At 56.4% G+C, this 21,122-nt stretch carries 23 protein-coding genes; 18 read left to right on the top strand and 5 right to left on the bottom strand.

The genetic code is table 11. The features are described from left to right. The first annotated feature begins 13 nt into the window (after positions 1–13). The 9 genes from NST29_RS15155 (at position 14) to NST29_RS15115 (ending at position 8,569) form a co-directional block, all read left to right on the top strand. Positions 14–901 carry a sulfite exporter TauE/SafE family protein gene (locus NST29_RS15155; RefSeq protein WP_033018583.1) on the top strand — a complete coding sequence of 296 codons (888 nt, stop codon included), beginning with the start codon at positions 14–16 and terminating at the stop codon, positions 899–901. Positions 902–917: 16 nt separating this feature from the next. Next, positions 918–2,300, top strand: coding sequence for a bifunctional UDP-sugar hydrolase/5'-nucleotidase (locus NST29_RS15150; protein WP_033018584.1), 1,383 nt, complete (start codon positions 918–920; stop codon positions 2,298–2,300). A gap of 61 nt (positions 2,301–2,361) precedes the next feature. Beyond that, positions 2,362–2,664 (top strand): DUF1805 domain-containing protein, encoded by a 303-nt coding sequence (locus NST29_RS15145; protein WP_033018585.1) that lies wholly within the window; start codon positions 2,362–2,364, stop codon positions 2,662–2,664. Positions 2,665–2,716: 52 nt separating this feature from the next. Continuing rightward, a complete protein-coding gene (yunB, locus tag NST29_RS15140; RefSeq protein ID WP_033018592.1) occupies positions 2,717–3,463 on the top strand; it encodes a sporulation protein YunB in 747 nt (248 codons plus the stop codon). Positions 3,464–3,969: 506 nt separating this feature from the next. Beyond that, positions 3,970–5,151, top strand: coding sequence for an ABC transporter substrate-binding protein (locus NST29_RS15135; RefSeq protein ID WP_061912152.1), 1,182 nt, complete (start codon positions 3,970–3,972; stop codon positions 5,149–5,151). Between the two features lie 89 nt (positions 5,152–5,240). Next, positions 5,241–6,119 carry a branched-chain amino acid ABC transporter permease gene (locus NST29_RS15130; protein WP_033018762.1) on the top strand — a complete coding sequence of 293 codons (879 nt, stop codon included), beginning with the start codon at positions 5,241–5,243 and terminating at the stop codon, positions 6,117–6,119. Positions 6,120–6,134: 15 nt separating this feature from the next. Next, a complete protein-coding gene (locus tag NST29_RS15125) occupies positions 6,135–7,106 on the top strand; it encodes a branched-chain amino acid ABC transporter permease (RefSeq protein WP_033018761.1) in 972 nt (323 codons plus the stop codon). Next, a complete protein-coding gene (locus NST29_RS15120; RefSeq protein WP_339232375.1) occupies positions 7,081–7,860 on the top strand; it encodes an ABC transporter ATP-binding protein in 780 nt (259 codons plus the stop codon). The genes NST29_RS15125 and NST29_RS15120 overlap by 26 nt, the downstream gene beginning before the upstream one ends. 1 nt (position 7,861) lies before the next feature. After that, positions 7,862–8,569 (top strand): ABC transporter ATP-binding protein, encoded by a 708-nt coding sequence (locus NST29_RS15115; RefSeq protein ID WP_033018759.1) that lies wholly within the window; start codon positions 7,862–7,864, stop codon positions 8,567–8,569. A 123-nt stretch (positions 8,570–8,692) separates the two neighbouring features. Here NST29_RS15115 and NST29_RS15110 read toward each other — a convergent pair whose 3' ends face one another. Continuing rightward, a complete protein-coding gene (locus tag NST29_RS15110) occupies positions 8,693–9,688 on the bottom strand; it encodes a M23 family metallopeptidase (RefSeq protein ID WP_033843146.1) in 996 nt (331 codons plus the stop codon). 220 nt (positions 9,689–9,908) lie between these two features. Here NST29_RS15110 and lipA point away from each other — a divergent pair, with 220 nt between their 5' ends. Continuing rightward, entirely contained in the window at positions 9,909–10,805 is an 897-nt protein-coding gene (gene lipA / locus NST29_RS15105; protein WP_033018758.1) for a lipoyl synthase, read from the top strand. A 122-nt stretch (positions 10,806–10,927) separates the two neighbouring features. Here lipA and NST29_RS15100 read toward each other — a convergent pair whose 3' ends face one another. Further along, complete coding sequence (locus NST29_RS15100) at positions 10,928–11,614, bottom strand: YhcN/YlaJ family sporulation lipoprotein (RefSeq protein ID WP_033018756.1); 687 nt, start codon at positions 11,612–11,614, stop codon at positions 10,928–10,930. A gap of 113 nt (positions 11,615–11,727) precedes the next feature. Between NST29_RS15100 and NST29_RS15095 the strand changes: the two genes are divergently transcribed. Further along, positions 11,728–12,003 carry a YutD family protein gene (locus NST29_RS15095; protein ID WP_033018755.1) on the top strand — a complete coding sequence of 92 codons (276 nt, stop codon included), beginning with the start codon at positions 11,728–11,730 and terminating at the stop codon, positions 12,001–12,003. 68 nt (positions 12,004–12,071) lie between these two features. Here the strand turns inward: NST29_RS15095 and NST29_RS15090 are convergent, their stop codons facing one another. Beyond that, positions 12,072–12,356 carry a hypothetical protein gene (locus NST29_RS15090; RefSeq protein ID WP_033018754.1) on the bottom strand — a complete coding sequence of 95 codons (285 nt, stop codon included), beginning with the start codon at positions 12,354–12,356 and terminating at the stop codon, positions 12,072–12,074. A gap of 57 nt (positions 12,357–12,413) precedes the next feature. Then, the gene (locus NST29_RS15085; RefSeq protein ID WP_033018753.1) at positions 12,414–12,683 is read right to left on the bottom strand and encodes a DUF3055 domain-containing protein; all 270 of its coding nucleotides are present in this window, start codon (positions 12,681–12,683) and stop codon (positions 12,414–12,416) included. A 163-nt stretch (positions 12,684–12,846) separates the two neighbouring features. Here NST29_RS15085 and NST29_RS15080 point away from each other — a divergent pair, with 163 nt between their 5' ends. Both NST29_RS15080 and NST29_RS15075 read left to right on the top strand, forming a co-directional pair. Beyond that, the gene (locus NST29_RS15080; RefSeq protein ID WP_033018752.1) at positions 12,847–13,284 is read left to right on the top strand and encodes a DUF86 domain-containing protein; all 438 of its coding nucleotides are present in this window, start codon (positions 12,847–12,849) and stop codon (positions 13,282–13,284) included. Between the two features lie 207 nt (positions 13,285–13,491). Continuing rightward, complete coding sequence (locus NST29_RS15075) at positions 13,492–14,262, top strand: TIGR01457 family HAD-type hydrolase (RefSeq protein ID WP_033018774.1); 771 nt, start codon at positions 13,492–13,494, stop codon at positions 14,260–14,262. Between the two features lie 101 nt (positions 14,263–14,363). On the opposite strand, the gene NST29_RS15070 is transcribed toward NST29_RS15075, so the two are convergent. Beyond that, positions 14,364–14,861 (bottom strand): phosphatidylglycerophosphatase A, encoded by a 498-nt coding sequence (locus NST29_RS15070; protein WP_033018750.1) that lies wholly within the window; start codon positions 14,859–14,861, stop codon positions 14,364–14,366. A 506-nt stretch (positions 14,862–15,367) separates the two neighbouring features. On the opposite strand from NST29_RS15070, the gene yutH reads away from it, so the two are divergent. From yutH to thrB, 5 genes are all read left to right on the top strand, one after another. Beyond that, positions 15,368–16,369 carry a spore coat putative kinase YutH gene (yutH, locus tag NST29_RS15065; protein ID WP_033018748.1) on the top strand — a complete coding sequence of 334 codons (1,002 nt, stop codon included), beginning with the start codon at positions 15,368–15,370 and terminating at the stop codon, positions 16,367–16,369. Between the two features lie 258 nt (positions 16,370–16,627). Beyond that, the gene (locus tag NST29_RS15060) at positions 16,628–17,602 is read left to right on the top strand and encodes a D-glycerate dehydrogenase (RefSeq protein WP_033018746.1); all 975 of its coding nucleotides are present in this window, start codon (positions 16,628–16,630) and stop codon (positions 17,600–17,602) included. 140 nt (positions 17,603–17,742) lie between these two features. Next, complete coding sequence (locus tag NST29_RS15055; RefSeq protein WP_033018745.1) at positions 17,743–19,041, top strand: homoserine dehydrogenase; 1,299 nt, start codon at positions 17,743–17,745, stop codon at positions 19,039–19,041. Continuing rightward, on the top strand, positions 19,041–20,102 hold the full coding sequence (thrC, locus tag NST29_RS15050) for a threonine synthase (protein ID WP_061912064.1): 1,062 nt from the start codon (positions 19,041–19,043) through the stop codon (positions 20,100–20,102). The genes NST29_RS15055 and thrC overlap by 1 nt, the downstream gene beginning before the upstream one ends. Beyond that, positions 20,099–21,013: a homoserine kinase gene (gene thrB / locus NST29_RS15045; RefSeq protein ID WP_061912063.1), complete on the top strand. Its 915-nt coding sequence runs from the start codon at positions 20,099–20,101 to the stop codon at positions 21,011–21,013. The genes thrC and thrB overlap by 4 nt, the downstream gene beginning before the upstream one ends. Positions 21,014–21,122: the final 109 nt, after the last annotated feature.

Raw genomic sequence — 21,122 nt, 5'->3', positions numbered from 1 at the left:
GGGGTGAGGCTATATGGCGTATTTGTTGCTTGTTTCGCTCGGCTTGATCGCTGGAACGGTCGGCAGTTTGGCCGGCCTTGGCGGCGGGGTGATCATCGTGCCGGCGCTGTTGTTTTTCGGCGCGCTCGGCTGGCTGGCGGCGGTGACGCCGCAAGTCGCGGTCGGCACATCGCTAGTCGTCATTATTTTCAACGGGCTGTCATCCACGTTGTCGTACATGAAAGACAAAATGGTCGATTATCGAAGCGGGCTGCTGTTTAGTCTCGGCAGCGTCCCGGGAGCGGTCGTCGGTGCTTGGGTGAACAATACGCTGAGCGTGGCGCATTTTTCGCTGTATTTTGGTCTGTTTTTGATTGCCATGTCGCTTTTTTTGGCGCTGAGCCAAAAGAAAACGAAACGCTCGGCGGCAGAAACGGCGGCGGCGAAAGAAAACGAAGGCGAACAAACGGCGGTGGAACAGGCGCAGCCGGGGCCATGGTGGCGGCGGAAAGTCGTCCGCGCGTACACCGACCGAAACGGGGAGGTTTCCGTTTATGACTACCAGCCGTGGGCGGCGATTGCCATCGCCTTTGTCGTTGGCTTTTTCGGCGGGCTGTTTGGCATTGGCGGCGGTTCGTTGATGGTGCCGGCGATGATCGTGCTGTTTCGCTTTCCGCCCCATGTGGCGGTCGCCACATCGATGTTGATGATTTTTTTGTCCTCACTCGTCGGTTCGCTGACGCATGTGACGATGGGCAATGTGAAATGGACGTTTGCCCTCGCCCTCATCCCCGGCGTATGGATCGGCGCGAAAACGGGGGCATGGATCAACAAGCGGATGCCGAGCCGAACGTTGGTGGTCGTGCTGCTCCTCGTGCTGATTGTCCTAGGGATTCGACTTGTCTTGGAAAGCCTAGCGTAGTGGAGGAGGGGGCGTTTTGAAGCAAATCGTCTATCTTTACCATACCAATGACGTGCACAGCCATTTTGAACATTGGCCGCAAATCGCCCGCTTTTTGTCAGAGCGCAGAAAGGAGCATCGCGCGCGCAACGAGGCGATGCTTTTGTTTGATGTCGGCGATTTTGTCGACCGCGTTCATCCGATCACCGAGGCGACGCGGGGCAAAGCGAACGTTGAGCTGCTCAACGAGCTTGGCTATGACGCGGTGACGATCGGCAACAATGAAGGGATCACGCTCGATTACCGCGATCTCGATACGTTGTATGAGCGGGCGCGATTTCCGGTGGTGGTGGCCAACTTGTTCCGCCGTGACGGCACGCGGCCGCCGTGGGCGCTGCCGTATGCCGTCATTTCGGCGACAGAGACGTTTCGCATCGGGGTTGTTGGCGCGACCGCTCCGTTTCGTCAGTTTTACGAATCGCTCGGCTGGACCGTTGCATCGCCGTTTGAGACGCTAAGGGCGGCGGTGGCGGAAGTGAAGCAGCGGGCGGACTGCGTCGTTGTCCTATCCCATCTCGGCGTGCACGATGATGAACAAATGGCCGCTGAGATTCCGGGCATCGATGTTGTTTTAGGCGCTCACACCCATCATCTGTTCCCGGAAGGAAAGCGAGTCAACGGCGCGCTTCTGTGCGCGGCTGGAAAATATGGACAATACGTCGGCGTCGTTAAGCTCGAGGTGGAAGACGGGCGCTTAGCGCGGACGTCGGCCGCCCTCGTCGATGTCGCGACCTTGCCGCGCTCCGAAGAGATGGAGCGCCGCCTTCGCCGCCTTGAGCGAGAAAGCTTGGCGCAGCTTGAGGCGGAACGGGTCGCCGAGCTGGAGGAAGATTTGCCGATCAACTGGTTCGCTCCGTCGCCGCTCGCCCATGTGCTGGCTTCCGCCTTGCGGGAATGGTGCCAAGCAGACATCGGCATGGTCAATTCCGGCGTGCTGCTTGAGTCGCTGTCGAAAGGGCCGGTGACAAAAAAAGATTTGCACCGCATTTGCCCCCATCCGCTCAATCCGTGCAAAGTGAAGCTGCGCGGGGCGGAGCTCAAAGAAATTATGCTGGAAGCCCATACGGAACGGATGAAGCATTTGCGGTTTAAGGGGTTCGGTTTCCGCGGTGAAGTGATGGGGGAAATGGTGTATGACGGTGTCGATCTCGAGACGGAATGGGAAGAGGATGGGGGGTGGCATATCCGCCGCGTTGCGGTTCACGGCGAACCGCTCGATCCGGAGCGGACGTACGAGGTGGCGACGACCGATATGTTTGCCATCGGCCATTTTTACCCGCAAATTCAGCGGGCGGCGGAGAAAACGTATTACATGCCTGAGTTTTTGCGCGACGTTCTCGCGTGGAAACTGGCTCAGTAGTCAGGCACTTCTCGTTCTGTCCTTCATACATTGAAGGATGGAAAGGAGAGTGACTGCGGCGATGGTGGAAATCAAGCCGATCATCATTGACGGACATCCGTTTATGGCGGTGTCCGTGCAGCTGCCGAAAACGAATTTGTTGGCGGTGGCGAGCGACAAAGGATATATTATGTGCGGCGCGCTCGATGTCGCGTTGTTGAACGAAAAATTGCGCGACCGCGGCATTATCGCCGGACGGGCGGTCGGGGTGCGCACGATCGAGCAGCTGCTCGCGGCGCCGCTTGAGTCGGTGACGATCGCCGCCCGCGAGCTCGGCATCGAACCGGGAATGAAAGGAAAAGAGGCGCTGTTGAAAATGCGGTGAAAGAATCCCTCCTTACAAGCATACATATAGCTTGTAAAGGAGGGATTTGATGTTGTTGCGCCCCCGGTTTGGGCGGAGGGGCCCGCTCCCGTTCCGTTATGTGCTGCTATTGACCTTCGTTTTTTTTATGTTTTCGATGGCGGCCAGCCTTTGGATTGTGAATCGAAGCATCAAGCCAGTGCTGATGGAAATCGCGGAAACCGAAACGAAACGAATTGCCAATTTGGTGATTAACAATGCGATTGAACAACAGTTTCAAAAGGACAATCCCGAGTTTCAGCGGCTTGTTACGGTTCGGCAGGACGAAAACGGCAAGATTGTGTCCGTCGACTTTGATACGGCGGTGATGAACCGCATTTTATCCGAAACGGACGATCATGTCATGGCAAGCTTGAAAGCGGCGACCGAAGGACGGATTGAGCGCCTCGTTCTTCCCGAAGTGGAGTCGGGGGCCGGCGACAGCCGCGGTATCATTTATTCGATTCCGCTTGGACAAGTGACCAACAATGCGCTGCTCGCGAATTTGGGTCCGCGCATCCCCGTGCAGTTTCAAATCGTCGGCAATGTCAATTCAGAAGTGACAAAACAAATCCACGCCTATGACATTAACAGTTTTTTTATTGAAATTGATATCCATATTGCGGTCGATATTCAAGTCATTATTCCGTTTGCGTCGAAAATCTCCACCGTCACGACCGATATGCCGATCGTCATGCGCTTTATCCCCGGAGAAGTGCCGCAGTTTTACAACAAAGGCGGGGGTTCCGTCGGCCCTTCCTTTGAACTGCCGCCGCGGTAGCCGTTCCCTGTTTGCTGGCGGCGGATGAGCGCCTAGGAGGCTGGTGAAAAATAACAAATTCGCTCGATTGGGGAGAAGTCACAAGGAATGGAATGATGATGTTGCAACGTTTTTTTGGTTTGGGAAACACTGTCGGAGAGCAGTATTTCTCCTTCAATCACCGCCCCCCTAGAAACGTCGGCCAGAAACGAGAATGTTTTTGATGGAAACATGGAAATATTATACAAGTAAAATGTTGCGGCGAGCGGTGGCCGCAGGGGTTTTCCAACTCGACTTAGAGGAAACCGCTTTTTTCTTTTTTCGACAGAAAAGAACTAGACGAGTGGTTATAAATTTTGTAATATTATATTAAATTGAAAATAGTTTTATTATTTACATAAGAATTAGGAAAGGGGGAGGGAATAGAAGGAGAGATGGCGGACATCAAGCAGCCGTTGGAGGGCGCGGCAAAGGAAAGCGAGGGGCGCTCTCATGACCGAACATTTTGAACAATGGGGGGAATGAAAGTGAAGAAAAAAAGAACAGCAGGGATTGTAGCTTCCTTGATGCTGACGGCGGGCCTTATGGCTGGCTGCGGCAACAATCAACAAAGCGGCGGGTCGGCTGGCGGCGGAGGCGGCGATGTCATTAAAGTCGGCGCCAACCTTGAGCTGTCCGGCGGTGTCGCTTCGTACGGTCAGTCGATCGCCGAAGGGCTGGAACTGGCGTTTGATGAAATCAATAAAAAAGGAATTGACGGCAAAAAGTTAAAGCTCGTCAAAGTCGACAACAAATCGGAAGCGGCCGAAGCGACGAACGGCGCCATCAAGCTGATCAGCCAAGACAAAGTCGTGGCGATCATCGGTTCAGCGACGAGCACGAACACGCTCGCTCAAGTGCAAATCGCCAATGACAATAAAGTGCCGATGATTACGCCGTCCGGTACGAACCCGACGATTACTACCAAAGACGGAAAAGTGAATGATTTCATTTTCCGGACATGCTTTATCGACCCGTTCCAAGGAACGGTGGCGGCAAAATTCGCATTGGATGACTTGAAAGTGAAAAGTGCGGCGATTTTGATCGACAGCGCGAGCGATTACTCGAAAGGGCTGGCTGCGTCATTTAAAGAAACGTTTACAGCCGGCGGCGGCAAAATTGTTGCTGAAGAAGCGTATGTGGCGAAAGATACCGACTTCCGCGCTACGCTGACGCGCATTAAATCGGCGAATCCGGAATTCATTTTCCTGCCCGGCTATTATGAAGAAGTCGGCCTCATCGTCAAGCAGGCGCGCGAACTCGGCCTAAACGTGCCGATCATGGGCGGCGACGGCTGGGATTCGCCGAAGCTGGTGGAGATTGCCGGCAAGGATGCGCTGAACAATACGTACATCACAAACCATTATTCGTCTGGCGACCCGGATCCGAAAATTCAAGAGTTCGTGAAAGCCTTTAAAGCGAAATACAACAAAGCGCCGGATGCGTTCAATGCGCTCGGCTATGACACGGCATACTTCTTGGCGGATGCCATCAAACGGGCCGGCAGCGCCGATCCGGTGAAAATCAAAGACGCGCTGGCGAAAACGAAAGATTTACAATTAGTAACCGGTATATTCACTATTAATGAAAAACACGATCCCATTAAATCGGCTGTTATTTTGGAATACAAAGACGGGCAGCAGCAATTTAAAACCAAGGTCAATCCGTAAGGAGAGGCGGCATGGACGGGGGAGGAACAGCTCCCCTGTCCGGCGCTTCTTTTGATGAATGACGAGTTTTCGTTAAGGAGCGTGCAGACATGGAACTCATTCAACAGCTCGTGAACGGCGTTTCGCTCGGCAGCATTTATGCGCTCATCGCCCTCGGCTATACGATGGTGTACGGCATCGTCCGGCTCATTAATTTCGCCCATGGCGACGTCTTTATGGTTGGTTCATTCGTCGGGTTTTATGCGGTGACGATGCTTGGCATTGGCTTCTTTCCGGCGCTGCTATTGGCGATGGCAGCCTGCGCGGTGCTGGGGATGGTGATTGAGCGGATCGCGTACAAGCCGCTGCGGAATGCGACGCGCATTGCCGTCTTGATTACGGCGATCGGCGTTTCGCTTTTCATCGAGTACGTGACGATTTATTTGCGCGGGGCGCAGCCGGAAGCGTATCCGAGCACGCTGCTCCCGGATCGGAATTTGAAGCTGTTTGGGGTGGTTATCAGCAGCCAGTCGCTGTTCATCCTCGGCACGTCCCTCGTTTTGATGATCCTTCTTCAATTTATCGTCCACCGGACAAAAATCGGGAAAGCGATGCGCGCTGTGTCCCATGATGCGGAAGCGGCTCGGTTGATGGGAATCAACGTTGACAACACGATTTCGGCCACGTTCGCCATCGGCTCGGCGCTCGCGGGGGCGGCCGGCGTCATTTTTGGCATTTATTATACAAAAATCGAGCCGTTGATGGGCATTCTTCCCGGTTTGAAAGCGTTTGTCGCCGCTGTGTTGGGCGGAATCGGCATCATTCCGGGGGCGATGGTCGGCGGGCTGTTGCTTGGCGTCATTGAATCGCTCGTGAGCGGGCTTGGTTATTCACTCTGGCGCGACGGGGTGGCGTTTGTCATTTTGATTCTCATCCTGATTTTCCGGCCGGCCGGATTGTTTGGCAAGAACGTACGAGAAAAAGTGTAAAGGATGGTAGGGACAATGGCAACTTGGAAGCGGACGCGTGGATTTTGGGGTTCCGTCATACTGGCCTTCGCCTTTTTCGCGGTTGTTGAGTGGCTGATTGCCAGCGGAATGTTAAATATCTTTTATGTCAATACCCTCTTTTTCATGGCGATCAATGTCATGTTGGCCGCGAGCCTTCACTTGATCATCGGCATCACCGGGCAGTTTTCGATCGGACATGCCGGCTTTTTCGCCGTCGGCGCCTATGCCTCCGCGATTATGACGATGAAGCTGCAGCTGCCGTTTGCGGTCGGCGTCTTGACCGCCGGGGTGGCGGCGATGCTCGCTGGCCTGATCATCGGCGTGCCGAGCTTGCGCTTAAAAGGGGACTACTTGGCGATCGCCACGCTCGGGTTTGGCGAAATTGTCCGCATTGCTTTGCTTAACATCGATTACGTTGGCGGGGCGAGCGGCATGACGGTGACGCACATGACGACATGGCCGTGGGTGTTCGCCTGCCTGTTGGTGACGCTTTTGGTGATTGCCAACTTCACAAACTCGACGCACGGACGGGCGTGCATCTCGATTCGCGAGGATGAAATCGCCGCCGATGCCATGGGGATCAACACGACGTATTACAAAGTGGCAGCGTTTGTGATCGGCGCGTTTTTCGCCGGCATCGCCGGAGCGTTGTATGCGCACCATTTTTACATCATCCAGCCGTCGAATTTCGGTTTTTTAAAGTCGTTTGACATTTTGATTTTCGTCGTTTTAGGCGGCCTCGGCAGTTTGTCCGGCTCGGTCATCGCCGCCGTGTTGCTGACGATCGTTTCGACGTTCTTGCAAAACTATCCGGAAACGCGGATGATCATTTACAGCCTCGTGCTGATTTTCGTTATGCTGTACCGCCCAACCGGGCTGATGGGGACGAAAGAGCTGTCTTCGCTTTGGAAATGGCGGAAGACGGAAGGGGGAGTGAACCATGGCGGCAAAAACACCGTTGCTTAAAGCGGAAAACGTCGGCATCCAGTTTGGCGGGCTGAAGGCGCTCTCCGGCGTGACGATGGAGCTGCATCAAGGGGAGCTCATCGGGCTCATCGGCCCGAACGGCGCGGGAAAAACGACGCTGTTTAACTTGCTGACGGGCGTGTATGTGCCGACGGAAGGGCGGATTATGCTGGACGGTGAGACGTTGAACGGATTGCCGCCGTACAAAATTACGCGCAAAGGGATCAGCCGCACGTTTCAAAACATTCGCCTGTTTGGCGAGCTGTCGGTTTTGGACAACGTGAAAGTCGCTTACCATGCGCACGCCCGCCATTCGATGCTGAGCTCCATTTTCCGCCTCCCCTCCCATTTTCGCGGCGAACAGGAAATGGAAGAGAAGGCGATCGAGTTCTTGAACATTTTCCAGCTTGATAGCGTCAAGCATGAGAAGGCAAAAAACTTGCCGTACGGGCAGCAGCGGCGGCTCGAGATCGCCCGGGCGCTGGCGGCGCAGCCGAAGGTGCTTTTGCTTGACGAGCCGGCCGCCGGCATGAACCCGCAAGAGACGAAAGAATTGATGAAGCTGATCGCGTTTATTCGCGAACGGTTTGCGTTGACGATTTTGTTGATTGAGCATGACATGTCGCTTGTGATGGGCATATGCGAGCGCATTTACGTGTTGGATCACGGCCAGCTGATCGCCGAAGGCACGCCGGAACAAGTGCGCAGCAACCCGAAAGTGATCGAGGCTTACCTTGGCGAGGAGGTGTCGTGACATGCTGAACGTGAATGGCATCGATGTGTTTTACGGCAATATTCATGCCTTAAAAGGCGTGTCGCTTGAGGTAAACAAAGGCGAAATCGTCACGCTGATCGGCGCAAACGGCGCGGGAAAAACGACGCTGCTGAAAACCATCTCCGGGCTGTTGAAGCCGAAAAACGGCGACATCGTCTACGAAGGGGCCTCGATCGCCGGCAAGGCGGCGCAGACGATCGTGAAGCAAGGCATTTCCCACGTGCCGGAAGGGCGCCGCGTGTTTGCCAACATGACGGTCGAGGAAAATTTGGAGCTCGGTGCGTTTTTGCGCAAAGACAAAGTCGGCATTCAACAAGATTTTGCCAACGTTTTTCAGCTGTTTCCGCGCCTTGAGGAGCGGCGCAAGCAATTGGCCGGCACGCTCTCGGGCGGCGAGCAGCAAATGCTTGCCATCGGCCGCGCGCTCATGGCTCGTCCGAAGCTGCTTTTGCTTGACGAACCGTCGATGGGGCTCGCGCCGCTGCTTGTCAAGACGATTTTTCGCATCATCCAGGAAATCAATGCGTCGGGAACGACGATTTTGCTTGTCGAGCAAAACGCCCATATGGCGCTCTCGATCGCCGATCGCGCCTATGTCCTCGAATCGGGCCGCGTCGTGTTGTCGGGAACGGCGGCTGAGTTGCAGGCGAGCGAGCAAGTGAAGCAGGCGTATTTGGGCGGGCATTGACGCCATGGGTGAGGCGGCGAAGCGAAAGAGCCATTGCATGGCGGTGAAGTGAAAAAGCAACGCGCTCACGGAACGAGGTGAACGGCGCTGCGCCACGGTTCGGCCCATCGGCCGAACGGGCGATCAGCGCCGTTTTTGTTGCTGCCGCTCGGCCCGTTCCCACGCTTTCAAATGTGGATAGGGGTCGAACGCCCACTCGGTGTAGCCGTTGTCTTTGTACATCCCGTAATGAAGATGGGGCGGGAATTTTCCGGCCGTGCCGGGCGGGCCGTAACCGGAGCTGCCGACCGAGCCGATGATCGTTCCCGGCTCGACGATTTGCCCCTCGCGTAACTGGGCGGTAAACCCGTTTAAGTGGGCGAAATAATGGTACGTGTTGTTGATGTCGCGGATGCCGACGCGCCAGCCGCCGTAGTTGTTCCAGCCTTTCAATTCGACGATGCCGTAGCACGTCGAGCGGACCGGAACCCCGTAGCCAGCGAAAATGTCTGTTCCCTCATGGATGCGGCGCCCACCCCAGCCGCGCGCGTCACCCCATGTGTCGCGGTAGCTGTAATTCGCCCGCAGCGGAAGAGGAAACACATGGTTGTCCAATTGTAATGTCTGATACTTTTTATAAATTTTTACTTTTCCTAAAATCAGGTCGACCGTCTTGGCGCGCTGGTAATAGTTCCAAAGCGCGATTTTGATCTGGCGGTGATCAATGCCGTACGTCTGCAAATAGCGGGCCATCGCCATGATGACATCTTCATCGTCGTCAGCGCGCGCGTTCCCATCCCCGTTCCCATCTATCCCGAGGCCGCCAAACTGGGAGATGGTGAACGGATTCGTATCATGCGAGTTTTTGTTCAGCGGCCCAGCCCATATATCCGGCCTGATGTAAATACCAAGGACGCCGGTTGGTTTGGGCAAATCGCGGCGCACTTGGCGGACGTTTCGCTCGTATTGGTCAATGGCCGCAAAGTAATACCATGGAATGAGTGAAACGGCTTCCGCTTTTTTATACAGCTCCATGCGTCGTTCATAAACGTCTTCTTCATTATTTTCAGCTGCGGCCGCGGCGCCGGCGGCGATGAACAATATCGCCACCACCCATAGGGCCAGTAGCCATCGGTGCACGTGGATCCCCCCTTTTCCGCTCGTCTCCTATCCTTTAGTTTGGGGAGAAAGAAGGAATTCATCAATGCCAAAATTTGTAGGACTAAGCGCACTCGCCCTTTGGCGCCAAGAAGCAAGCGGTGTAAAAAGGAGGAAGGCAGTCGGACGGCGATTTTTTTGTCTTTTCGCGAGCTTTTCATTATAATGAGAAATGAATAACGATCTAACTGGAGTGAGAACGATGGCGACGAAAGAAGAACACATCCGCAAGCCGGATTGGTTGAAAATCAAATTAAATACGAACGAGAACTACGTCGGATTGAAGAAGTTGATGCGGGAACACCGTTTACATACTGTCTGCGAGGAAGCGAAGTGCCCGAACATTCACGAATGCTGGGCTGTGCGGCGGACGGCCACGTTTATGATTTTAGGCAGCGTCTGCACGCGCGCCTGCCGCTTTTGCGCCGTCAAAACCGGCTTGCCGACCGAACTCGACTGGCAGGAACCGGAACGCGTCGCCGAATCGGTGCGCATCATGAACTTAAAACACGTCGTCGTCACCGCGGTGGCGCGCGATGATTTGAAAGACGGAGGTGCGGCCGTGTTTGCCGAAACGGTGCGCGCCATCCGGCGAAAAAACCCGTTTACGACGATTGAAGTGCTGCCGTCCGACATGGGCGGGGTGTACGAAAACTTGAAGACGCTGATGGATGCCCGACCGGACATTTTGAATCATAACATTGAAACGGTGCGCCGCTTGACGCCAAGAGTGCGCGCGCGGGCGACGTACGAACGGTCGCTTGAGTTTTTGCGGCGGGCGAAAGAGCTGCAGCCTGACATCCCGACGAAATCGAGCATCATGGTCGGCCTTGGGGAAACGAAAGAGGAGATCATCGAGGCCATGGACGATCTGCGCGCCAACCATGTCGACATTTTGACGATCGGTCAGTATTTGCAGCCGACGAAAAAACATTTGAAAGTGGTGAAGTACTACCATCCCGATGAGTTTCGGGAGCTGAAAGAGATCGCATTAAGCAAAGGGTTCAGTCATTGCGAGGCGGGTCCACTCGTCCGCTCCTCGTATCATGCCGATGAGCAGGTGAACGAAGCGGCGAAAGCTCGGCAGCTGAAGGCCTAGGTTCAAGCGGCTGGCGCCCGCGGGCGGCGAATAGGCGAAAAGAAACGGTCGTGCCTCTTTTGGAAAAAGGCAGACCGTTTTCTTTCCGCGGCAAGCGGTTAGGCGATCGAAAAGCGTGAGGGTTATTGCCCCATTTTTGTCGTCCGCGGCGTTCCGTCGCGGAAATCGCGATCGAGTCGGTCGTTCATTTCGTTGATCATTTCGCCGTTTTCGTTTTCGCCGTCACTTAGCTTCGCTCCTTGCGGATATTTCAACATCCGCTGGATGGTGGCGTCAAGAATCTGATCGATGTTGCGCGTGTTTGAGTCTAGGCGCCCGAAGCGTTCAATGTCTTTCATCAGCTGCGGATTGTCGGCGATGTAGACGTGATAGTAGCGAGGCACGACAGACAGCGCCGTCTTTTTGACTTGGTCAGCGGTCTGCTGCCGGTTGTTCGTGTCGGCGTCATAAACGACGAGCACTTCCTCATCCGTGACGAGCGTCGCGACGTCCTTGACACCCGGCAGCTGGGTGCACAGTTTGCTGATCAAATCGGCCGCTTTTTCGCGGTTGAAGGACGGCATGTCGTTATAGCCGTTGGCGTCGCCAGCAATCGGGCTTTTTTGATGGCGGACGTAGCCGAAGTTGTTCATCGGCGTGTCATCGCCGTTGGGCACTCCGTTTTCATTGTACAGTTCGTTGCGGTCGGTGACGTTGATGGTATTCCCGCTTCGCTTATAGACTTTGGTATTGTCGTCTTGGGCGGTTTGTGCGCAGCCGCTCAAGACAAGAGCCGTTCCGAACAGAGCGGCCCACCATGGTCGTCTCATCGTCAGCACCCCCTTCGCTTTTAGGGTGGCACGCGTCGCGGCGTTTCATAACCGTCATTGATTGGGTGTCGTGCATCGTTTATGATGGAAGTGGAAAGGCGAGGTGAACTCCCGTGATTTGCATCAACAACCATTGTTACGAGCTGGTGGAAAATGTGAAAAACGCCTTTAACGAAGAAGCCTTTCGCGCCCGGTACGCTGATATTTTGGCGAAGTATGACTACATTGTCGGCGACTGGGGATACAATCAGCTGCGGCTGCGCGGATTTTTTGACGACCACAATCAAAAAGCGACGCATGATACGAAAATCAGCACGTTGTCGGAATATTTGTATGAATATTGCAACTTCGGCTGCGCTTATTTTGTGCTCCGTAAAGTGAAGCGGTGAAGCCGCCATGTCGCGGCGCTGACGGGCGGACAAGCGAAGCAGCCGCTCCGGGGCGGGCGGCTGCTTCGTCATTCCCCTTCGTTGTACGGGAACTGTTCGCTTTCGCGTGGGTCGTCGTGCGGCGGGTGCGCGGCCGGATCGCGCCTTGGAATGTTTTGGTGCAGCGATTTGAATTCATAGTTGAAGGCGCTGTAAGGTCGCTGCCCTTCCCGCCACGGTGTGCTTTTATTTTCGACCGGCGCGTCCGCGCGGTACGGCGATCCGTACGGCCCTTCGGGAAATTCCTCGGCCGTTAAGAAATTGCGCTGTTTCTCGACGGTGGAAACATCGGCATATGTTTCCCGTTCCGCCATTCGCCTCACCTTCCTTGCTGCCGGGTTGGTTCATAAGATGCCCCAAACCGAGGAAGGTTATGAAAGACATTCACGCAAAAAGGCGCGCAACTCGTCGGCCTCTTCGATCTTTAGCTCGTATGTGCGTTCCAAATAGCCCGGCTCGGCCAAATCATCATTGCCGAGAATCGCGAAGCGGTTGCTCTGCAAGTCGAGCACGAGCCATTTTCCGTAAAACCGGTCCGTTTCCACAAGCGCCAAATCGAACCGTCGGTTTTCGCCGGCAAAGCTGACGAAGCGCACCGCCGCTTCAACCGTTTCGTCATACAAATAAAACCGTTCGCTCATCTTTTGCTCCCCCTTTCGCTCCCTTCGTTATCATCATAGCAAACAAGCGTCGAAAACGGGAGCGGACGGAGGAAGAAGTGGCGATGTCCGTCCCGCCACTGGCCGGACGGTGGGGATTCCGTCTTTTTTCAGCAGGGCAAACGAGACGAAGGAGGGAACAGCGATGTATTTTGTTGACCGCAAAAAACTGGAAGATCGGCTGCGCTGCATCGAGCAAATGCTCGAGCGTTACAAGGCGCAGCGGCATTGGGAAGAACCGTTAGAGCGGCTGGCGCTCGAGCGAATCGCTCATGTCCTCATCGAAGCCGTTTTGGACGTCGGCAATGCCATGATTGACGGCTTTATTATGCGCGACCCAGGCAGCTACAATGACATTATTGACATTTTGACTGATGAACGGGTGATTGCCCCGGCGGACGCCGAACAGCTGAAAGCGTTCATCGCTCACCGGAAAATGCTCGTTCACGACTACACCGCTGTTGATCACGCCAAACTGCGCGCCAGCTTGGATGCCCATTTGCCGGCGTTGGAAGCGTACCCGAAAGCGGTGCGCGATTATCTCGAAAGCGAGCTCGGCCCGGTGTCGGCGTTTCGCAATTGATCGGACGGCGACATCCATCGGCGTGCGCCGGTTGTCTTCGCGTTGGACGCCGGCGCGGCGGAATGGGGAAAGACAGAAGCGGTGGATCCGCGGGCTTGCGGCAGCGCGAGCATTGGGAGAGGAAGCGCGGCGTTCTCGCCGGCTCAAGGCGATCCGAACAGACTGGCGCGGCGGCCGCCTATCATGGAAAAGAAAGGAACAGAGGTTATGAAACGTTACAACGGCTATTTGATTGATCTGGATGGAACGATGTACCGCGGCACGGAATGTATCGCCGAAGCGCGCGAGTTTGTCAATGAACTGCACCGCCGCGGCATTCCGTATTTGTTCGTCACCAACAACTCATCGCGCACGCCGGCGCAGGTGGCGGAAAAACTGCGGTCATTCGGCGTGCCGGCGGAAGAGAGGCACGTCTTTACGACAAGCCAAGCAACCGCCAACTACATTTTTGAACAAAAGCCAGGCGCGTCCGTTTATGTCATCGGCGAAGAAGGAATCCGCACGGCTTTGGCGGACAAAGGGTTTCGCTTTGCCGGCGAGGACGCGGATGTCGTCGTCATCGGCATCGACCGGCAACTGACATACGAGAAGCTCGCCGTCGCTTGCCTTGCTGTCCGCAACGGCGCGATGTTCATTTCCACAAACGGGGACATCGCTTTGCCGACCGAGCGCGGGCTATTGCCGGGAAACGGGGCCATTACATCGGTCGTCGCCGTTTCAACGCAAGTGAAGCCGACGTTTATCGGCAAGCCGGAAAAAATCATTATGGAGCAGGCGCTCAACGTGCTCGGCGTTCCGAAAGCGGACGTGCTCATGATCGGCGATTATTACGAAACCGACATAGTAGCGGGCATGAACGCCGGCATCGATACGCTTTTAGTCCATACGGGCGTGACGACGAAAGAGATGCTCGCCCGCTATGAGCGGCAGCCGACGTATACGGCCGATTCGCTGGTAGAGTGGATGGAGCGCCTGTAAACAACGCCGCTTTGCCTTTTTTGGCAAAGCGGCGTTTGCTTATCATCGGATGCGCGGGAAAAGACGGCCATCAGCCGAGCGTGCCGGGGCGTGGCGATCCATTATTCGGCGTTGGCGGCCCGGTGCGCCAAACGGCTTGACGCCGCCGCGGCAATGGCACCGACGATGTCGTCTAAAAACGTGTTGCATTTGCCGGTTGATTTATCGTTTAAGTATTGCAGGATGCCCGGTTTTTGTTTGTCAATGTATCCGTAGTTGGTAAAGCCGATCGATCCGTAGACGTTGACGATCGACAGCGCCAAAATTTCATCGACGCCATACAGCCCTTCATCGCGGTGGATGATCGATTGCAGCGGTTCATCGAGCCGTCCGGCCTCAGCGAGCCGGTCGAGCTGAATGCCGGTTAAAATGGCGTTTTGCACTTCGCGCTTTGAAATGACGCGGTTCACGTTTTCGATGCACTCGTCCATCGTCAAATCCGGATGGTATTTCGATTGCAAATAATAGACGAGTTCGGCGATTTTTTCCACCGTTACGCCCCGCTCCTCGAGCCAACGCCGAGCGGTTTGTTCCAACTGATTCATCATGCCTTCGCTCATCACATGTCACCTGTTTCTTTTGAAAAGTCGTTTTATATATATGTATCATCTCATAAAACAGTCCGTCATATAAAGAAAAATGCTCAGCCGGCCGCATATATAAACAATAGCCCCTTTGGTGGCCGATCTAAAAGGCTGCCTTGACGGGCAGAGAATCGAGCTCGCTTCGGCTGTTTGGCTGCGCGGCGCTGAACGGCGGCCAAACAAAGCGGTGAGGCTTTTCGCTTTCCGCCGGACGAGACGACTGTCGGCGGCCGGTTGGAGAAGAAATGGGGGCTGCTCGGCCGAGCAGCGTCGCTAGAACGGGATCCAAGGTCAAGCGCTTTTTCCCCAATGCGGAAACGAGCGTGGAGATGGGGAGGAGAAAGCAAGTTTCGGCCAACAAGGAAGCGGACGGAGAGATAAGGAAGGGCAAGCGCTTTTTCCCCAATGCGGAAACGGTTGGGGGATGAAGAGGGGGCAAGCGGTTTTCGAGTCAATATGGACGCGAATAAGGAGGAAGGTCCATGGAACAATGGGTGCATAGCGAGTATGGAGTGCGCGTTGAGCGGCTGGAGCCAAAAGGGAGGCAGACCGTGATCTGGGGGCAGCAAGAACGCTTTCTTCTCGTTCCCGCTGACGGGCGGAGCGAAGCGGAGATGGAAGAGCGCCAGCACATCAGCCGCTATTTGCGGGCCAAAGGGGTGAACGGCGTCGGGGAGCTGGTGAAAACAAAAGCCGAAACGTATCTTGCCGTCTATGAGGGACGGCCGATGGCGCTCATCCGCGCGCCGCTTCCGCCCGTGCGCCTGCGCCGGCTCGGCCGAGAGCTTGCTTTGCTGCACGAATACGGGCGCTCTTGCCCGCTGCCCATTACGGTTTGCCGGCGCATCGGCCAATGGCGGGAGCTGTGGGCGAAGCGGATCGACCAAATGGAGGCGTTTTGGACGAACATGGTGGCAAACGGCCCGGCGTCGCCGTTTGACCGGCTGTTTATCGAGTCGTTCCCGTATTATGTAGGGTTGGCGGAAAACGCCGTCCAATATGTGGCCGATACGGAACTCGATGAGGAGCCGCTTCGCGTTGATTACGCCGCGTTTTGCCACGAGCGGCTGCCTCAGGCTGGCTGGATCGAAGGGGCCGAGGTGAAGCTGCCGACCGATTGGGTGTACGACCATTGCGCCCGCGATTTGGCTGAATGGGTGCGTGATTTGTATCGGCGGCACGGGCTGGAATGCCGGCAGGAGGTGCGCCGGTTTTTCCAAGACTACGGGCACGTGTCGCCGCTGTCGCCGTTTGCTTGGCGGCTTGTTTACGCCCGCTTGTTGTTTCCGCTTCCGTATTTCGAGTGTGTGGAGGCGTACTATTTGACAGCGGATGGACAGGAACGAACGCGCCGCGAGGAGGAATTGCGGCGGCTGCTCGGCGGCTCGCACGAGTATGAGCGATTTTTAGCTTCGTTTGCCGAGATTGCCGGCATCGCCGAACGCGTGCGTCTGCCGGCGGTCGAGTGGCTGCCGCCGGCGTAGAAAGGAGAGCGGGGGCCGCGGCGCTGGCGCCCGCTGTTTCGTTGACCGCCGTTGGCTTCATTTGAGCGCCGGGTGAGGCGGGAGGACTGGTTGGCGTCTGCTTGCCAGAAGCGGTGCTTTCGTTCATTCAAGGTGAGTCCCGGCGCGCTTGGCCGCTGGAAAACGGAAGGATGGGCGGGGCTATGGGGGGACAACTTCCCGTTTTTTTTCCGCCGGAGTTGTGATAAGATTTAGAAAAAACGAAGAAGGAGTGGCATCATGACGAAGCCGTGCGTCTTTATTACGCGCAAACTGCCAGAGGATGTTGTGGCCCCGCTTTCGGCTATCGCTGAAGTGGAGATGTGGCCGCATGAGGACGTGGCGGTGCCAAACGATGTGCTCGTGGAAAAAGCAAAGCGGGCGGCGGCCCTTTTGCCGATGGTGTCCGATCCGATTGGTGAACAGGTGCTGTCAGCGGGAGCGGAGCTGAAAGTGGTCGCCAACATGGGGGTCGGTTATGACAATATTGATGTGCCGGCAGCGACTCGGCGCGGCATCGTCGTATGCAACACGCCGGACGTGCTGACTGATACGACGGCCGATTTGACGTTCGCGCTGCTGTTAGCCACCGCTCGCCGCCTCGTCGAAGCGGCTGAATTTTTGAAAGAAGGGAAATGGAAAAGCTGGAGCCCATTTTTGCTTGCGGGCGCCGATGTCCACCATAAAACGATCGGCATCGTCGGCATGGGAAACATCGGCCAGGCGGTGGCGAAGCGGGCGAAAGGGTTTGACATGAACGTGCTGTATTACAACCGTTCCCGCCGCCCGGAAGCGGAAGCGGAGCTTGGCGCCATCTACCGGCCGTTTGCCGATCTGCTTGCGGAGAGCGATTTTGTCGTCTGCTTGACGCCGCTCACCCCGGAGACGCGTCGTTTGTTCAACCGCGAGGCGTTTCGGCGGATGAAACGATCAGCGGTTTTCATCAATGCGGCGCGCGGGGCGGTCGTCGATGAACAGGCGCTGTATGAGGCGCTCGTTCATGGAGAGATCGCGGCGGCCGGGCTCGATGTGTTTGAAAAAGAACCAGTGGATCCCGCCCATCCGCTCGTTTCGCTTCCGAACGTTGTCGCCTTGCCGCATATCGGCAGCGCCACGTACGAAACGCGGCGGGCGATGATGGCGTTGGCGCGCGACAACATCATCGCTGTGCTTGAAGGGCGGCCGCCGTTAACACCGGTGAATCGGCCGTCATAACTTTTCTGCGTTGGGAGGCAGCTGGCGCCGGTAAATCGGTCGCCGCAAAAATTTTTGTTGCCAAACGGCTGGCCGTCTTTTATAATGTCTACTATAAAAATACAAATGTCTACTGTGGGTAAACAGAAGGGGCGGGGAAGATGGAAAAACCGATTTTAGTTGGCTTGTTAGGATTAGGGACCGTTGGCAGCGGCGTGGTCAAAATCATTGAAAACCATCAGGAGAAGCTGATGCATCAAGTCGGATGTCCAGTCAAGGTGAAGAAAATTCTTGTCCGCGACGTCAACAAACCGCGCGATGTCGAGGTCGATCCGGCGCTGCTGACGACGAGCGCCGCCGAGGTGATCGACGATCCGGAGGTGGACGTCATCATCGAAGTGATGGGCGGCATTGAGGAGACGAAGGAGCTGCTGCTGCGGGCGTTGCGCCAAGGAAAACATGTGGTGACGGCGAACAAAGATTTAATGGCGGTGTACGGTTCAGAGTTGCTCCGGGTGGCGGCGGAGCATCATTGCGATTTGTTCTATGAAGCGAGCGTCGCCGGCGGCATTCCGATTTTGCGCAGCTTAGTGGATGGACTGGCGTCGGACCGGATTACGAAGCTCATGGGCATTGTCAATGGGACGACGAATTACATTTTGACGAACATGGCGCAAAACGGCGCCTCTTATGAAGCGGCGCTCGCCGAAGCGCAAGCGCTCGGGTTCGCGGAAGCCGATCCGACGTCGGACGTCGAAGGGCTCGATGCGGCGCGGAAGATGGCGATTTTGGCCCGCCTTGGCTTTTCCATGGATATCGATTTGGACGATGTTAACGCGAAAGGCATCACAGAAGTGACGGAGGAGGATTTAAATTACGGGAAGCGGCTCGGCTATACGATGAAGCTGATCGGCATCGCCCAGCGCGATGGAAGCAAGGTGGAAGTCAGCGTTCAGCCGACGTTTTTGCCCGATTCGCATCCGCTCGCGTCCGTCCAGAATGAATATAACGCTGTGTACGTTTACGGCGAAGCGGTCGGAGAAACGATGTTCTACGGGCCGGGCGCCGGCAGCTTGCCGACGGCGACGGCGGTCGTCTCCGACTTGGTCGCGGTGATGAAAAATATGCGCCTTGGCGTCAACGGTCGCTATGCCGTTGCGCCGCAATATGAAAAACAGTTGAAAGCTCCAACGGAAATTTTCTCGAAATACTTTTTGCGCATTCACGTGAAAGACCAAGTGGGGGCGTTTGCCAAAATTACGACGCTGTTTTCCAAGCGCGGAGTGAGCTTTGAAAAGATTTTGCAGCTGCCGATGAAGGAAAACGGCCTCGCCGAAATCGTCATCGTCACGCATGATGCTTCGCAGCAAGACTACGAAGAGATTTTGCAGCAGCTGGGCGATTTGGAAATCGTCGAGCGGGTGCAAAGTTCGTATCGGGTGGAAGGGGAGAAACGGTGATGACATGGAGAGGGCTGCTTGACGCGTACGGCGACTTTTTGCCGCTGACTGAAGCAACGCCAAGGCTGTCGCTTTGTGAAGGAAACACTCCGCTCATCCCGTTGCCGCGGTTGTCGGAAGAGCTCGGGATTACGCTGTACGTCAAAGTGGAAGGAGCGAACCCAACCGGGTCGTTTAAAGATCGCGGCATGGTGATGGCGGTGGCGAAGGCGAAAGAGGAAGGAAGCCATACGATCATTTGCGCCTCCACCGGCAATACGTCCGCTTCCGCCGCCGCGTATGCAGCGCGCGCTGGGCTGCGCTGCCTTGTCGTCATCCCGAACGGAAAGATCGCCCTTGGCAAACTGGCGCAAGCCGCCATGTACGGGGCGGAGATTTTTGCGATCGACGGCAATTTCGACGAAGCGCTCAGCATGGTGCGTCGGCTGAGCGAAACGGCGCCGATTACGCTCGTCAACTCCGTCAACCCGTACCGGATCGAAGGGCAAAAAACGGCAGCGTTTGAAGTGTGCGATCAGCTTGGGCGCGCGCCGGACGTGCTCGCCATTCCGGTCGGCAACGCCGGCAACATCACCGCCTATTGGAAAGGGTTTAAGGAGTATCACGAAGCAAAAGGAACAGGGTTGCCGCAAATGCGCGGCTTTGAAGCGGAAGGGGCGGCGGCGATCGTCCGCAATCAAGTGATTGAACAGCCGGAAACGATCGCGACGGCGATCCGCATCGGCAATCCGGCGAGCTGGCAGAAAGCGGTCGAGGCGGCGAACGAATCAGGCGGAAAAATCGATGAAGTGAGCGATGCCGAGATTTTGGCGGCCTATCAGCGGCTTGCCCGCACGGAAGGCGTTTTTGCTGAGCCGGCGTCATGCGCGGCGATCGCCGGGGTCATCAAGCAGCGCGAGCGGAATGAAATCGAGCGCGGCAGCCTCGTTGTCGCCGTTCTCACTGGCAATGGCTTGAAAGACCCGGCCATCGCCTTGGAGACCGCGGCGATCGAACCGATCGTGCTGCCGAACGATGAACAAGTTGTCTTAGAGCATTTGCAAGGGGTTGTCCGCGCATGAAAGAAGACGAGATGTTGAAGATCGTCGTTCCGGGGAGCACGGCGAACTTAGGACCCGGGTTTGACTCGATCGGGCTCGCCGTTTCCCGTTACTTAACGCTTGATGTCCGCTTGGCGGAGGCGTGGTCCTTTGTGCCGAAAACGGCCGAGGTGAGCGGCATCCCGCGCGGAACCGACAATTTGGTGTATCAAGCGGCGGCCGAAACGGCGGATGTTTACGGCCGGCGCCTGCCGAGCTGCGAAGTGGAAGTGTCCAGCGACATTCCGCTCACACGCGGGCTCGGCAGCAGCGCGGCGGCGGTCGTCGCCGGCATCGAGCTGGCCGATGCGCTACTTGAACTAGGATTGTCGCGCGAACAAAAGATGGAACTGGCCACCCGCTATGAGGGCCATCCGGACAATGTCGGCGCTTCGCTGTACGGAGGGCTGGTCATCGGCTGCTACCGCGAGGAAGGTGTGGATGTCGTTCATCTTCCCGATGTGGACATTGAAATGGTGGCATTGATCCCAGCCTATGAGTTGGAGACGAAAAAAGCGCGCGGGCAGCTGCCTGAACAATGGACGAGGCAGCGGACCGTCGAGGCGAGCGCCATCAGCAATGTGTTCGTTGCGGCGCTGCTGACAAAAAACTGGCGGCTTGCCGGCCGCATGATGGCGGCCGATCTGTTTCATCAGCCGTACCGGAAACCGCTCGTTCCCGAGCTTGAGCGGGCGGAGGCGCTCGCTCTCGAATACGGGGCGATCGGCGCGGCGCTAAGCGGGGCGGGGCCGACGGTGCTCGTTTTTGCGGAACGAGGGGACGGCGCTCGTCTTGCCGAGCGGCTGCGGCCGCATTTTCCCGGTTGCGAAGTCGCCAAGCTGGCCGTTGAGCCGCACGGCAGCCGCGTCTACAAGCTCGCGCTGGAAGCGTGAGGGTTTTTTCGGCGTTGGGAGAACCGACCGCCGTCCGCCTCCTCTTCGCGCACGCCGAGGGTCGATAAGGGTCTTTGTCTTTGGAGCGGGAACGAAAACGGGGCGGTCC

It is taken from the genome of Geobacillus sp. FSL W8-0026 (genome assembly GCF_037966255.1).
GTDB classification, from domain to species: Bacteria; Bacillota; Bacilli; order Bacillales; family Anoxybacillaceae; genus Geobacillus; species Geobacillus icigianus.
This window is presented reverse-complemented; position numbering and strand designations above follow the sequence as displayed.